The sequence below is a fragment of the Vibrio sp. QJM3NY_35 genome (assembly GCF_057785915.1).
Map to the genome: position 1 here is coordinate 2939296 of NZ_CM173507.1, position 12896 is coordinate 2952191.

Consider the following 12896-nt stretch of genomic DNA (forward strand, 5'->3'; position numbering starts at 1 on the left):
GAGGCCTTAGCTTAAACGCTGAGGCTTTTTTTTGGAGTTAACAACGCTTGTCTTACACCCCGCAACAACATCGAGTAAATAAGAAACTGGGCGAATGCCTAGCTATTGCTAATCAACACTTTTCTCGTGAATTTCCATGCCCAACCGTCACTTACAAGTTAAGAGGAAAGGCAGCGGGAAAAGCCTACCTCCAGTTAAACGAGATAAAACTCAACCAAGTACTATTCAGCGAAAATGAAGACGCCTTTATTAGCGAAGTCGTGCCTCATGAACTCGCACATCTGATCACACATCAGGTCTTCGGACGAGTTAGGCCCCACGGGAATGAGTGGAAATACGTGATGGAAAAGGTATTCAATGTACCGGCCAGAACCACCCACAGCTTGGAGATCACCTCAGTTCAGGGAAAAACCTTTGAGTACCGCTGTGATTGCACTACTTATCCCCTGTCGATTAGAAGACACAACAAAGTCATCCGTAACCAATCAACGTATCGTTGCCAACAATGTCAGCAAACCTTAGCTTTTACCGGCCTTCAATTGAGCTAAGTCTTAATCTCACAAGGTAACGCGAATAAATGTAATAGAGAGAACTAACATTTGAGTGCTAGACTGTTGTTTATCATACTTTCATCAGTCTTTTTCCATGCAAAAAACCACTCAAAAAGCATTTGGCCTATCGGTGCCTTTCTACTTATCAATAGTATTTGGCCTACTGGTAACTCAAAGCGTTTTCGCCGCTCCACCAAGTTCCTTCTCCAAAGCAAAAAAAGAAGCCGTGAAGATTTATCTCGATCACCCGACTTCATTTTATTGTGGTTGTGACATTACTTGGAAAGACAAAAAGAAAGGTATCCCCGACCTCGATGGCTGTGGCTATCAAGTCCGAAAACAACAAAAGCGGGCGAGTCGAATTGAGTGGGAACACGTGGTTCCAGCTTGGCAATTTGGCCACCAGCGTCAGTGTTGGCAAGATGGTGGGCGCAAGAACTGCACTCGCAATGACAAAATATTCAAATCCATGGAAGCCGACCTTCACAACCTAACTCCGGCCATTGGCGAGGTTAACGGTGATCGCTCCAACTACAACTTCAGTCAGTGGAATGGCATGGATGGTGTCAGCTATGGTCAGTGTGAAATGCAGGTCAACTTCAAGCAGCGTAAAGTTATGCCGCCAGACAGAGCAAAAGGCTCTATCGCACGTACTTATCTTTACATGAGCCAAGAGTATGGTTTCAAACTATCTAAGCAACAAACCAACCTAATGATGGCGTGGAACAAGCAATTTCCTGTCGACAAGTGGGAATGTACTCGTGATGAGCGAATCTATGCCATCCAAGGTCATCACAACCCATTTGTTTACCCTGCTTGTAAATAACGTCGCTCGTACAATCAACATTCCTAACTATCTCAAACAAGAGTTTCAGAATTGCCCCTGAAACTCTTGCTCTACCCTTGTTTTTTCGACTAAAAGCATCCATGTTAGGCAGAGACAAAATACCCAAATGAACATATTTATAGGTTTACCAGCATGAGAATCCCTCGTATCCATCACCCAGAACGCATTCATCAGTTAGGTTCACTCGCTTTAGGCGAAGATGCCGCGGGTCATGTTGGTCGTGTCCTCCGCATGAAAGAAGGCCAAGATGTTCTTCTATTTGATGGCAGTGGCGCTGAATTCCCTGCGACGATAGCTGAAGTATCAAAGAAGAATGTCACCGTTAATGTTACTGAACGCATCGAGCGCAGCAGCGAATCTCCATTAGACTTACATTTAGGCCAGGTGATTTCACGTGGCGACAAAATGGAGTTCACGATTCAGAAATCGGTAGAGCTTGGTGTGAACACCATTACCCCTCTAATTTCAGAGCGCTGCGGCGTTAAGCTTGATACAAAACGCTTCGAGAAAAAACTCGCACAGTGGCAAAAGATTGCTATCGCGGCGTGTGAACAGTGTGGTCGTAATACCGTTCCTGTGATTCGCCCAATCATGCAGCTTGAAGAGTGGTGTAGCGAACCAAGTGAAGCGTTAAAGCTAAACCTGCACCCTCGTGCAAAATACTCAATTAATACTCTTCCAGAACCCATCAGTAAGGTGCGCCTATTGATTGGCCCTGAAGGTGGACTGTCCGCTGAAGAAATAGGCATGACAGAACAATATAAATTTGAAGAGACGCTACTCGGCCCACGTGTACTTCGTACCGAGACAGCAGCTCTAACTGCAATTACTGCCTTACAAGTCCGTTTTGGCGATCTAGGCTAGGAGAAAAAAATGATCAAACTTGGCATCGTAATGGATCCAATTTCATCCATTAACATCAAAAAAGACTCTAGCTTTGCCATGATGCTTGAAGCTCAGCGTCGTGGTTACGAAATCCATTACATGGAAATGGACGACCTACACTTAGATCAAGGCGTAGCCATTGCTGACACTAAGGTTGTAGAACTAAAAGAAGATCCAAACGGTTGGTATGAATTCAAGTCAGAACAGACTATCGCGCTATCTGATTTAGATGCAGTATTAATGCGTAAAGATCCTCCGTTTGATACTGAGTACATTTACGCGACTTACATTCTTGAGCGTGCTGAAGAGAACGGCGCACTGATCGTAAATAAACCACAAAGCCTTCGCGACTGTAACGAGAAGTTGTTCACGGCTTGGTTCCCAGAACTAACACCGACAACCATCGTGACTCGTAAAGCGGAAAAGATTAAAGAATTCCGCGAGAAGCACGGTGATGTGATCCTTAAACCACTTGATGGGATGGGTGGTGCGTCAATCTTCCGCGTGAAGGAAGGCGATCCAAACGTATCGGTGATCATTGAAACGCTGACTAACCACGGTCAAAACTACGCAATGGCACAGACTTTTGTTCCTGACATCAGCAACGGTGACAAGCGTATTCTTGTGGTTGACGGTGAGCCAATGCCTTACTGCCTAGCTCGTATTCCAGCGAAAGGGGAAACACGCGGCAACCTAGCAGCCGGCGGTACGGGTGAAGCTCGTCCGTTGAGTGAAACAGACTGGGCTATCGCACGAGCGGTTGCACCAGCACTAAAAGAAAAAGGCTTAATCTTTGTAGGACTTGACGTTATCGGTGACAAGCTGACAGAAATTAACGTAACTAGCCCTACTTGTATCCGTGAAATTGAAGCTGCTTTTGATATTTCGGTAACAGGTAAATTAATGGACGCAATCGAGCGTCGCGTTAACGCTAAATAGCCTAAACTAAAGAAAGCCTTAGCTATTCGCAAACGGCACAGAATCAATGAGCGGCTTCACGCCGCTCTTTTTCCTTTACTGGGAACACACTGGCAGGAGGCTCTATGAATTTAACGAACCACTTTCTGGTTGCTATGCCCGGAATGAAAGACCCTTACTTTCAAAATTCGGTAATTTACCTTTGTGAGCACAACGACGAAGGTGCGATGGGCTTGATGATCAACGCCCCTATCGATGTCACTGTCGGCAGCATGCTTAAACAAGTTGAGGTTGATTCTGAGCAGCCGAAATCCAACCAAGCAAGTCTTGATAAGCCAGTATTGAACGGTGGACCGGTCGCAGAAGACCGTGGGTTTATTTTACACAAACCTAAAGGCAGTTATCAATCCAGCATCAACATGACAGACCAAATCTCGGTGACGACCTCAAAAGATATCTTGATGGTGCTGGGCACAGAAGATGAGCCGATGAATTATTTAGTCGCACTTGGGTATGCAGGGTGGGAACCGGGACAACTGGAAAACGAACTGACCGAGAACTCATGGTTAACCGTTGAAGCCGATCCGAAGGTCATCTTCGATACACCGATTTCTGACCGCTGGAAAGTCGCCGTGCAGATGTTAGGCATTAATGCGGCTCAGCTTTCAGCAGACGCTGGTCACGCCTAGTTCAGATCAGCGAAATAAAATAAACAGACACTCTCAAACACAGATAAATTTGGAAACCCCATGTCACGAACAATTATGGCATTTGACTACGGTACAAAAAGTATCGGCAGTGCGATAGGACAAGAAGTCACGGGCACAGCAAGCCCTCTAAAAGCTTTTAAAGCCAAAGATGGCATCCCAAATTGGGACGATATCGAAAAGCAAATTAAGGAGTGGCAGCCGAACCTTATTGTGGTTGGCCTTCCTACCGACCTTCATGGTAAAGACTTAGCTACCATCACACCTAGAGCAAAGAAGTTCGCTAACCGTCTTAAAGGACGTTTTGGTGTCGATGTTGAACTACATGATGAAAGACTCTCGACCACAGAAGCAAGGGCCGAACTTTTTGAAATGGGCGGCTATAAAGCATTAAGCAAGGGCAATGTCGATAACCAGTCTGCAGTCGTCATTTTAGAGAGCTGGTTTGAAGCGCAATATTGTTAATAAGAAATTAATCACTAAATACTGAAAGTATTTTTTGAACCTATACTAATTATACGACGTAATGTCTAACACATTAGTAATTGGATAAGTGAGAATGATTATGAAAATTTTTTTAGTAATCTTCGTAGCTCTAGTAATATCAGCATGCAGTTCGACAAGCTCTAATAATGCAGGTTATATGAACCATACTTCGACTGACGCAGGCGTAATCAATGAGCCTAAGAACAAAAAGCGTTGATAATACAGACGCAGTCGAACGATGAATATGATGAACGCCTGATTTTAACCTAGAATTAAACCAGGCGTTTTTTTCACCCCATGTCTATCTTCACTCCAGCCAACGCCCCAGTTCCGTAGTCGTCATCACCACGCCTAGTTTTGAGCATTAAGCGCAAGTCATTAGCAGAATCGGCGCTGTGGAACGCGTCCTCTTCACTGATCTTGCCCGCTATCACTAAATCATACAAAGCTTGGTCAAAAGTCTGCATACCAATTTCTTTCGATTTAGCCATTGTTGCTTTCAGTTCGTGCAGTTCACCACGACGAATCAAGTCGGACACACGAGGGCTATTCAGCAGAATCTCGAATACACCATGACGCCCGCTGCCATTCTTGTCGCGAATAAGTTGCTGAGCGACGACACCACGTAGGTTCATCGACAAATCAAACAAAAACTGTTCTTTCTGCTCTTTCGGCACCAAGTGGAGAATACGTTCTAACGCTTGGTTAGCGTTATTGGCGTGCAAGGTTGCCATACACAAGTGACCCGTTTCAGCAAAAGTCATCGCGTATTCCATGGTCTCACGGCTACGGATTTCGCCAATCAAGATCATGTCTGGGGCTTGGCGTAACGAGTTCTTAAGCGCAACTTCATAGCTCTCGGTGTCGAGTCCAACCTCACGTTGCGTCACGATGCATTTCTTATGTTCGTGGACGAACTCAATCGGATCTTCAACTGTTAAAATATGCCCTGATCGATTGGTGTTACGATAGCCTGTCATTGCAGCCATTGAGGTCGATTTACCAGAGCCAGTCGCCCCAACCACCAGCACAAGTCCGCGCTTAGCAATTGACAGGTCTTGCAATACATCAGGAAGCTTTAGTTGCTCAAAGGTTGGGATGTTAGTCTCGATACGTCGAATGACCGCTCCAGGCAGCTCTCGCTGACAGAATGCACTGACACGAAAACGACCAAAGTCACGCACAATCGCAAAATTAGCCTCACGCGTTTGCTGATATTCATCACGTCGGTCTTGTTCCATCATCGCATCAAGTAATTGAGCAACCTGAGCCGCATTCAGCTTCTCTCCTTGGGGGCATAGTTCACCATCCACACGAAACAGGATTGGCGCATCGACAGTGATATAAAGATCCGATGCCTTTTGAGAAAGCATTCCCTCAAGGATTTGATTCAATTCCATTATGTACACCTTAATTAAAACATTGAGGTTTCAATTTCGATCTTTTTCTCGACCTCTTCCGAATCAACCAAGCCCTGCGCCATCAGCTGCTTCGCATTTTGTTCCATGGTCTGCATGCCGTGCGCTGCGCCCGTTTGAATGATCGAATACATCTGCGCAACCTTGTCTTCACGAATCAAGTTTCTGATCGCTGGGGTTGCCATCATGATTTCATGACACGCCACACGACCACCACCAACACGCTTTAGCAGCTTCTGGGCTATCACCGAGCGCAATGATTCAGACAACATCGAACGAACCATATCTTTATCGCTACCTGGGAACACATCGATAATACGGTCGATCGTTTTAGCCGCAGAACTAGTATGCAGAGTACCAAACACTAAATGACCCGTTTCTGCTGCGGTTAGCGCTAAACTGATCGTCTCTTGATCACGAAGCTCACCAACAAGAATCACGTCCGGGTCTTCACGTAACGCACTGCGCAGTGCCGCTTTAAAACTGTGAGTATCACGGTGAACTTCACGCTGGTTGACTAAGCATTTATTATTGGTGTGAACGAATTCAATCGGGTCTTCAATCGTCAGGATATGCTTATTGTGGTTGCGATTTACGTAATCAACCATCGCTGCAAGAGTCGTTGATTTACCAGAGCCAGTTGGACCAGTAACGAGCACTAAGCCTTTTTCGTAGTTAGCAATCCTTTCGAAGATCTCAGGTGCACCTAACTGATCTAAAGTCGGGATTTCGACAGGAATAGTTCGAAAGACAGCAGAGCAGCCACGAGCTTGGTTAAACGCATTAACACGGAAGCGACCAACATTGGGTAATTCAAAAGAGAAGTCGACTTCCAATTTTTCTTCAAACTCGCCGCGCTGTGAATCGCTCATGATCTCAAAAACCAAACGATGCACATCAGCATGACTCAAAGCTGGGATTCCAAGCTTCCTTACTTCACCATCTATACGTACCATTGGAGATACACCCGCAGAAAGATGTAGATCTGACGCGTTATGCTTTACACTAAAATCTAGTAACTCAGTGATATCCATTTATTTTCCCTTAAGTAAAGTCAGCTATGAGTAGTATTCAACAAAATATCGAACAAATCACCTCACAGATTCGTAGTGCTGAGCAAAAGTGCGGACGAGCTCCAGAGTCCGTGCAACTTTTAGCCGTCAGCAAAACGAAACCTATTGATGCGATTCTAGAAGCCGCACTCGGAGGCCAAGTTGCCTTTGGTGAAAACTATGTTCAAGAAGGTGTAGATAAAGTAAAACACTTTTCAGAACAACATTCTAACCTAAATTTAGAGTGGCATTTTATTGGTCCAATTCAATCCAATAAAACCCGCCCAATCGCGGAAAGCTTCCAATGGGTGCATTCCGTCGATCGCGATAAGATCGCACAAAGGCTTAATGATCAACGACCAAGCGAACTTCCACCTTTGCAAGTTTTGATTCAGGTAAACACCAGTGGTGAAGAATCCAAGTCTGGAACGTCAGAAGAGACAGTTTTTGCACTCGCGGAGTTGATTTCGTCGCTTCCTAACCTCACGTTAAGAGGATTGATGTCGATTCCTGCAAACGTATCTGACTATCAATCTCAGCTTAATGCATTTTCTCAACTGGCGGAGCTTAAAGACAAGCTAGCCGCAAAGTATCCAAACATAGATACCCTTTCGATGGGTATGAGTGGTGATATGGATGCAGCAGTTGAGGCTGGCAGCACAATGGTTCGTATTGGAACGGCTATCTTCGGTGCTCGTAATTACGCGAAATAGCAAATAGTTAGCGACCAAAAGTCGATGATAAGTATTGATATCGCTTCGCTTTAACTGCGCAGCGACACGCTCAGGATTTTATATATGGAACATAAGAACATCGCCTTTATTGGGGCGGGAAATATGGTTCGCTCGATTGTAGCGGGCTTAGTGGCGAGTGGTTACCCAGCGCAAAAGATTACGGCCACAGCGCCTTCAGACACCAGAAGGCTGCCGTTAGAGCAAGAGTACGGCATCAATACCACAAGCGATAATATTGCCGCAGCAGAGCAAGCAGACGTTGTTGTGTTATCCGTGAAGCCACAAATGATGGCTGATGTATGCAAACCCTTACAAGATATCGACTTCAGCAACAAACTGGTTATCTCAATTGCCGCGGGTATTAATGCGAATCGACTCAATGAGATGTTAAACTGCCAGCTGAACCTTGTTCGTGTGATGCCAAACACGCCATCACTACTTGGTAAAGGGATGAGCGGCCTTTATGCTGACTCAACGGTTAGTCAGGGCGATAAAGAGTTCGCTTCTCAACTAATGCAAGCCGTAGGTGAGGTAAGCTGGGTTGAACAAGAGTCTGGCATCAACAATATCATTGCGGCGGCGGGGAGTGCTCCGGCTTACTTCTTCCTGTTTATGGAAGCGATGCAAGCTGAAGCAATTAACCAAGGTTTTGACCAAGAAACCGCTCGTAAATTAGTGCAGCAGTCTGCATTAGGCGCGGCAGAGATGGTGGTAGCGAATCCAAATACTGAATTATCTACACTGCGTGAACAAGTGACTTCAAAAGGCGGCACGACCGCAGAAGCACTGCGCACGTTTAACGACCATCAACTATCAGACATCGTAGCTAAAGCCATGCAAGCGGCGGTTGCTCGAGCTGAAGAAATGGAAAAACTGTTTTAATACTCGTTACAGTACAAAAGCATTGTGCCGTTCGGGTTATACCTAGCGGCAAGTAAATCCGAAAAAGGAAACAATATGAATTCGATGAGCTTTCTGATCTCGACCGTTTTTGATCTTTACATCATGGTTGTGATCTTGCGTATCTGGCTACAAGCATCACGTGCAGATTTCTACAACCCATTCTCACAATTTATCGTAAAAGCGACACAACCGGTTGTTGCCCCACTACGCCGAGTGATTCCATCAATAGGCAGCCTTGACCTAGCGACCGTTGTTTTCGCTTATGTGCTGTGTGTGCTTAAGTTCGTTGCTCTAAACCTAATTATCTCTGGCGGCGCTGCGGTATTCGATATCAGCTTCCTGATCTTTGGTGCATTATCTTTGCTAAAAGCGGCGGGTGGTTTAATCTTCTGGGTTCTACTAATCCGCGCAATCCTTAGCTGGGTTAGCCAAGGCCGTAGCCCAATCGAGTACGTGTTCCATCAACTGACTGAGCCAATGCTAATGCCTATCCGCCGTATCCTACCGGATATGGGTGGCTTCGACCTAAGCGTGCTGGTTCTGTTCATTGTTCTGCAATTTGCGAACTTCCTAATGGGCGACATGATTGGTCCTATTTGGTATCAGCTATAATTCAAGTACGAACATCAGGTACTTTGACGATGCCAAAAGCGGTTTGGGCCGAGGAAGACGATATTCTTCTTAGGCTCTATATCCAACCCAAAGCAAGCCGAGACAAGATTATTGGCTTGCATTGTGAGGAACTCAAAATTGCCATTACTGCTCCACCAGTAGATGGCAAAGCCAATGCCCACTTAGCGAAATACCTAGCGAAACAGTTTAAGGTCGCTAAAGGGCAAATTAAGATAGAAAAGGGAGAACTCGGTCGGCATAAGCAAGTTCGAATATGCTCGCCAAGTCAAATCCCAACTGAAGTCAAAGCCATCCTATGATGGCTTTTTGCTATTTATTGGAGTCACTATGCGTCTATGGATTACAGCACTAATCACCGCTCTTGTTGCCCTACCAAGCTCAGCAGGACAATTTAAAAACATCAAGGATGTCGAGGTTCACTACTCGGCTTTTAACTCGACATTTTTAACGGCTCAAGTCGCTAAGCAATACAAGCTTAAGCGAAATGGCTACTCTGCGATTCTAAACATCAGCGTGTTAGACAAAGCCTCTCTTGGCAAGCCAGCAACAACGGCTAAAATCACGGGAACAGCGAAGAACCTTGTAGGCAACACTCGCACGCTTAACTTCCGCGAAATAAAGGAAGGTGATGCGATTTATTACCTAGCTGAGTTCCCTGTAACACACGAAGAAAACATCACTTTTAATATCGATGTTAACGCAGGTTTGAAAGGCACTGGTCCACTGCGATTCACACAAAAATTCTATATAGAAGAGTAGGTTCAGCCGTCACTTTTCTGTTCACTAACTTATTAGAGCCACATCCCCATGAGTAAGATTGTTTTAGCCACAGGCAACCAAGGTAAAGTTCGCGAGATGGCAGATATTCTGTCTGAGTTTGGTTTTGACGTTGTCGCACAAAGTGAGTTTAATGTTTCAGAAGTCGCTGAAACAGGAACAACTTTCATTGAAAATGCCATCATCAAGGCTCGCCATGCTGCGAAAGAGACAGGGCTGCCAGCGATCGCTGACGATTCTGGCTTAGAAGTTGATTACCTTAATGGTGCACCCGGTATCTACTCAGCGCGTTACTCTGGTGAAGGGGCGACGGATAAGCAAAACATTGAAAAGCTGCTTGATGCCATGCAAGGTGTGGAAACTGAAAAGCGTACTGCTCGTTTCCACTGTGTGTTGGTGCTAATGCGTCACGAAAACGATCCAACACCATTGGTGTGTCACGGTAAATGGGAAGGTCGCATTCTGACGGAAGAGCACGGTGAGAATGGCTTTGGCTACGATCCTGTATTCTTTGTACCAGAAGATAACTGCGCATCTGCTGAGCTAGAATCTACACGTAAAAAGCAGCTTTCACACCGCGGTAAAGCCCTTGCTTCTCTATTCGAAGCAATCAAGGAGCAAGCTCTGTAATGCACGATACAGCGCTTATACCACCAGCACTTAGCCTCTATGTACACATCCCATGGTGTGTACAAAAGTGTCCGTATTGTGATTTCAACTCACACGCTCTGAAAGCCGAGATTCCTGAAAAAGAGTACATCGATGCGCTACTTGAGGATCTCGATACCGATATCGAAAAATACCAACTCAATGGCGCACCTCGTCCACTGCACTCAATCTTTATTGGTGGTGGTACTCCGAGCCTATTCTCTCCTGAAGGGATAGGTCGATTACTCCAAGGCATTGAACAACGTATCCCGTTCAAACAAGAAATCGAAATCACCATGGAAGCCAACCCAGGCACCATTGAAGCTGAACGTTTTGCAGGTTACCAAAAGGCAGGGGTGAGTCGAATCTCGGTTGGTGTGCAAAGCTTTGAGCAAGAGAAGCTAGAAAGACTTGGGCGTATCCATGGTCAAGATGAAGCTGTAAATGCAGCTCACTTAGCACATAAGATCGGATTGAATAGTTTCAACTTAGATCTTATGCACGGCTTGCCGGATCAAAGCATAGATCAAGCATTAGCTGATCTAGACAAAGCGATTGAGCTTAACCCTCCACATTTATCTTGGTATCAGCTAACAATAGAACCTAACACCATGTTCTATTACAAAACGCCAAAGCTGCCTGACGATGATGATCTTTGGGATATTTTCGACTTAGGTCATAAGAGACTCGCAGACGCAGGCTATGTGCAGTACGAAATTTCAGGCTACAGTAAGCCCGGCTATCAATGTCAGCATAACCTTAACTATTGGCGCTTCGGTGACTACCTAGGTATCGGCTGTGGCTCTCATGGCAAGCTAAGCTTTGCTGATGGGCGCATTGTTCGCACCACAAAGGTTAAGCACCCTAGAGGCTACCTAGCAGCGTATCAGAATATGGTGAAACCGTACCTATCCGATGAGTTTGAAGTGCCGAATGAAGACCGCCCTTTTGAGTTCTTTATGAACCGCTTTAGATTAATGGAAGCCTGTCCAAAGCAAGATTTCATCGATACAACGGGGCTTGGTTTTGACTCAATTCAAGAGACGATCAAATGGGCTAAAGAGCTAGGTTACTTGAATGAAACCGACACTCACTGGCAGATCACTGAAAAAGGGAAGCTATTCCTCAATGATTTGCTGGAAGCCTTTATGGCTGAAGAAGACGAATAAATTCGGGAAGTATTGTGTAAGGGTTGGCTTTAGGGTCAACCCTTTTGTTTTATAGCTCCTCTCGGAGCGAAGCGTTCTATAGGACGAAGTCCGTGCTCGCATCTCGCATCTTTCTTCTAAAAAATAGAACGACCAATTCGCTCTGAAAGCAGCTCTAGCGCCTTAGTACCAGCAAGTGAGTTACCAGAAGGATCCAACTCTGGAGACCAAACTGCAATCGTCATTTCACCAGGAACAATCGCAATAATCCCGCCACCGACACCAGACTTTCCGGGCATGCCAACACGGTAAGCAAACTCACCTGCCCCATCGTACAAACCACATGTCGCAAGCAAAGCATTCAACTGCTTGGTTTGAACTGGCGTGATAATCTCTTTCTTGGTCTGAACTGATACCCCTTTATTCGCCAAGTAGCTAAAGGTTTTCGCCAAGTCGATACATGTCATTTTAAGCGCACAAGCGTGAAAGTAATTGTTGAGCACTGGGATCACATCGTTCTCAAAATTACCAAATGAACGCATCAAATACGCGATGGCAGCATTACGATCGCTGTGCATCATTTCAGAAGCCGCCACAACCTTGTCATACACAATATGAGTATCACCTGATAGCTGACGTACAAATTCTAATAAACGGTGTCTTGGTGCTGACAGGCGGCTTTGCAATAAGTCAGCAACAATAATCGCACCTGCGTTAATAAACGGGTTACGAGGGATGCCGTGTTCCATCTCAAGCTGAATCATCGAGTTAAAGGCTTGTCCTGAAGGCTCCTTCCCTACGCGCTGCCAAATCTCTTCAGGCTTATACAACACCATCGCCAACGTCAGACTTAAAGCTTTAGAGATTGACTGCACAGAAAAGGCTTCATCAGCATCGCCAGCTTGAATCACTTCACCTTCATTGGTGTATACCGCAATCGCCAGTTTCTGGTTCGATACGCGAGCTAATGCAGGAATATAATCAGCGACCTTTCCCTGACCAATTAAGGGACGAACTTCATCTAAAATATCGGCCAAAATAGCTTGAGTTGGTTTCATGTGTGCTTACTTCTTTATTGTTATTTTTGTAGGGGGTGTGACATTACTTTCTGTTCTTAAACCTTTATCGCAATAAAAGCCTAAAGACAAAAAAGCCAACATTACAATAATGTTGGCTTTAATCAATCCCA

At 45.3% G+C, this 12896-nt stretch carries 16 protein-coding genes; 13 read left to right on the top strand and 3 right to left on the bottom strand.

Annotated elements, in window-relative coordinates:
- Positions 1 to 47 precede the first annotated feature (47 nt).
- The 6 genes from AC3CH3_RS13170 (at position 48) to ruvX (ending at position 4373) form a co-directional block, all read left to right on the top strand.
- Positions 48 to 548 (top strand): SprT family zinc-dependent metalloprotease, encoded by a 501-nt coding sequence (locus tag AC3CH3_RS13170; RefSeq protein WP_004735485.1) that lies wholly within the window; start codon positions 48 to 50, stop codon positions 546 to 548.
- Between the two features lie 97 nt (positions 549 to 645).
- A complete protein-coding gene (locus AC3CH3_RS13175) occupies positions 646 to 1377 on the top strand; it encodes an endonuclease (protein WP_488537311.1) in 732 nt (243 codons plus the stop codon).
- Positions 1378 to 1530: 153 nt separating this feature from the next.
- Positions 1531 to 2262 carry a 16S rRNA (uracil(1498)-N(3))-methyltransferase gene (gene rsmE, locus AC3CH3_RS13180; RefSeq protein WP_019822366.1) on the top strand — a complete coding sequence of 244 codons (732 nt, stop codon included), beginning with the start codon at positions 1531 to 1533 and terminating at the stop codon, positions 2260 to 2262.
- Positions 2263 to 2271: 9 nt separating this feature from the next.
- On the top strand, positions 2272 to 3222 hold the full coding sequence (gene gshB, locus AC3CH3_RS13185; RefSeq protein WP_017629553.1) for a glutathione synthase: 951 nt from the start codon (positions 2272 to 2274) through the stop codon (positions 3220 to 3222).
- A 104-nt stretch (positions 3223 to 3326) separates the two neighbouring features.
- The gene (locus tag AC3CH3_RS13190) at positions 3327 to 3890 is read left to right on the top strand and encodes a YqgE/AlgH family protein (protein ID WP_019822370.1); all 564 of its coding nucleotides are present in this window, start codon (positions 3327 to 3329) and stop codon (positions 3888 to 3890) included.
- 60 nt (positions 3891 to 3950) lie between these two features.
- Positions 3951 to 4373 (top strand): Holliday junction resolvase RuvX, encoded by a 423-nt coding sequence (gene ruvX / locus AC3CH3_RS13195; RefSeq protein ID WP_488537312.1) that lies wholly within the window; start codon positions 3951 to 3953, stop codon positions 4371 to 4373.
- A gap of 311 nt (positions 4374 to 4684) precedes the next feature.
- On the opposite strand, the gene AC3CH3_RS13200 is transcribed toward ruvX, so the two are convergent.
- Positions 4685 to 5794 carry a PilT/PilU family type 4a pilus ATPase gene (locus AC3CH3_RS13200; RefSeq protein WP_488537313.1) on the bottom strand — a complete coding sequence of 370 codons (1110 nt, stop codon included), beginning with the start codon at positions 5792 to 5794 and terminating at the stop codon, positions 4685 to 4687.
- Between the two features lie 14 nt (positions 5795 to 5808).
- The gene (locus AC3CH3_RS13205) at positions 5809 to 6846 is read right to left on the bottom strand and encodes a type IV pilus twitching motility protein PilT (protein WP_017062242.1); all 1038 of its coding nucleotides are present in this window, start codon (positions 6844 to 6846) and stop codon (positions 5809 to 5811) included.
- Between the two features lie 26 nt (positions 6847 to 6872).
- On the opposite strand from AC3CH3_RS13205, the gene AC3CH3_RS13210 reads away from it, so the two are divergent.
- The 7 genes from AC3CH3_RS13210 to hemW all read left to right on the top strand — a co-directional run bounded on the left by AC3CH3_RS13210 (position 6873) and on the right by hemW (position 11728).
- Positions 6873 to 7577, top strand: a complete 705-nt coding sequence (locus AC3CH3_RS13210; RefSeq protein WP_176680466.1) for a YggS family pyridoxal phosphate-dependent enzyme — start codon at positions 6873 to 6875, stop codon at positions 7575 to 7577.
- An 84-nt stretch (positions 7578 to 7661) separates the two neighbouring features.
- Positions 7662 to 8480 carry a pyrroline-5-carboxylate reductase gene (gene proC / locus AC3CH3_RS13215; protein ID WP_017077774.1) on the top strand — a complete coding sequence of 273 codons (819 nt, stop codon included), beginning with the start codon at positions 7662 to 7664 and terminating at the stop codon, positions 8478 to 8480.
- Between the two features lie 75 nt (positions 8481 to 8555).
- Positions 8556 to 9113: a YggT family protein gene (locus tag AC3CH3_RS13220; RefSeq protein WP_010435653.1), complete on the top strand. Its 558-nt coding sequence runs from the start codon at positions 8556 to 8558 to the stop codon at positions 9111 to 9113.
- Positions 9114 to 9142: 29 nt separating this feature from the next.
- Complete coding sequence (gene yggU / locus AC3CH3_RS13225; protein WP_488537314.1) at positions 9143 to 9433, top strand: DUF167 family protein YggU; 291 nt, start codon at positions 9143 to 9145, stop codon at positions 9431 to 9433.
- 28 nt (positions 9434 to 9461) lie between these two features.
- Positions 9462 to 9893 (top strand): DUF4426 domain-containing protein, encoded by a 432-nt coding sequence (locus tag AC3CH3_RS13230; RefSeq protein WP_488537315.1) that lies wholly within the window; start codon positions 9462 to 9464, stop codon positions 9891 to 9893.
- Positions 9894 to 9941: 48 nt separating this feature from the next.
- Entirely contained in the window at positions 9942 to 10541 is a 600-nt protein-coding gene (locus tag AC3CH3_RS13235; RefSeq protein WP_019822386.1) for an XTP/dITP diphosphatase, read from the top strand.
- Positions 10541 to 11728 carry a radical SAM family heme chaperone HemW gene (gene hemW, locus AC3CH3_RS13240; RefSeq protein WP_019822388.1) on the top strand — a complete coding sequence of 396 codons (1188 nt, stop codon included), beginning with the start codon at positions 10541 to 10543 and terminating at the stop codon, positions 11726 to 11728. Before AC3CH3_RS13235 ends, hemW begins: the two co-directional genes overlap by 1 nt.
- A gap of 116 nt (positions 11729 to 11844) precedes the next feature.
- Here hemW and glsB read toward each other — a convergent pair whose 3' ends face one another.
- Positions 11845 to 12765 (bottom strand): glutaminase B, encoded by a 921-nt coding sequence (glsB, locus tag AC3CH3_RS13245; RefSeq protein ID WP_488537316.1) that lies wholly within the window; start codon positions 12763 to 12765, stop codon positions 11845 to 11847.
- Positions 12766 to 12896: the final 131 nt, after the last annotated feature.